Genomic DNA, 1,665 nt, shown 5'->3' on the forward strand with positions numbered 1-1,665 from the left:
GACCGGCAGGACCCCGGCTATAGAAAGTGCCCTCTGAACTGGAAGGATAGGAGTTCTGACGCTTCTATCGCTCGGTTCGAGAGGGCACCTCGCAGGTGAGAATACGCCAGGACGCGCCGGTGGTGCGCGCGACGTTCGACGATCCGAATCTGGTGTCGTGTGCCGGTCTCGTTCCGGTGATGCGCCTGGCCGAGCAGGCCGGTCTGCATGACGCGGTCGCCGACCGGGTGCGGCTGCCGACGGACAAGGGCGCGAACCCCGCCGGGAAGGTCGCCACGGTCGTGGCGGGGATGCTCGCGGGCGCGGACAGCATCGACGACCTCGACATCGCCCGGCACGGTGGCATGCGGTCGCTGTTCGGCAGCGTGTACGCGCCGTCGACGCTCGGGTCGTTCCTGCGTACGTTCACCCACGGGCACGTACGGCAGTTACAGGCCGCCGCCCGCGACACCCTGATCGGTCTGACCGGCCGGGCACCGATCCTGACCGGCGCCGACACCCTGTGCTTCGTGGACATCGACTCCATGCTGCGGCGGGTGTACGGCAAGCAGAAGCAGGGCATCGGGTTCGGCCACGCCAAGGTCGGCGGCTACAACGTCTACCTGCGCGGCTACAACCCCCTGGTCGCGACGCTGTCCACCCCGCTGTCCGCGCCGGTGATCGCCGCCACGAGGCTGCGGTCGGGTAACGCCGGCTCGTCCCGGGGCGCCGCCACCATGATCGCCGAGGCCATCACGACCGCCCGGGCATGCGGCGCTTCGGGGGAGATCATGGTGCGAGCGGACTCGGCGTTCTACGCCAAGACGGTGATCAGCGGCTGCCGGCGTCGTGGCGTGCGGTTCTCGGTCACCTGCCGCATCGACCCGAAGATCCGCGCCGCGTGCGACGGCATCGCCGCCGACCAGTGGGTCGACATCACCTATCCGCAGGCCGTCCGGGACGAAGACGCCGGCCGGTGGATCTCCGACGCGCAGATCGCCGAAACCACGTACACCGCGTTCGCCGGCACCCGACACGAGGCGACCGCCCGGCTGATCGTGCGCCGCGTCCGCCGCGACGACCCGCAACAGATCCCCGGCCAGGACGAACTCCTACCGACCTACCGGTACCACGCCGTGTTCACCGACAGCCCGTACACCCTCGTACAGGCCGAAGCCCAGCACCGGCAACACGCGATCATCGAGCAGGTCAACGCCGACCTGATCGCCGGCCCCCTCGCCCACCTGCCCTCCGGACACTTCAGCGCCAACGACGCCTGGCTGACCTGCGCCGCGATCACGCACAACCTCACCCGCGCCGCCGGACACCTCGCCGCGGGCACCTGGTCGACCGCCAGACCCGCCACCATCCGGACCCGGATCATCACCGTCGCAGCCCGCCTCGCCCACCGGGCCCGCACCATCCACCTACACCTGCCCGAGTACTGGCCCTGGCAGGCGGCGTTCGACAACCTGTTCACCGCCGTCCAGCCGGCACCCGGCTGACCACACCCCACCAGCCGAAACCAGGCGGCCCGACCACAGGCCACAATCCCGTTCCACCCCGAACACTCACCCTCGGAGCAAGCCGATCACGTGATCGGCGACTCCCTCACGCCCGCCGCACCACCCAATACAGAAATGATCAACCAACATTCAGCGGCAACCGCGTCGGTGGATCGAGGCT

At 69.4% G+C, this 1,665-nt stretch carries 1 protein-coding gene; it reads left to right on the top strand.

Features of this window, described 5'->3' with window-relative positions:
• Positions 1-95: 95 nt before the first annotated feature.
• Entirely contained in the window at positions 96-1,484 is a 1,389-nt protein-coding gene (locus tag ACXAHD_RS32040) for an IS1380 family transposase (RefSeq protein ID WP_281550639.1), read from the top strand.
• Positions 1,485-1,665: the final 181 nt, after the last annotated feature.

It is taken from the genome of Micromonospora sp. ABR4_055, from assembly GCF_056160425.1.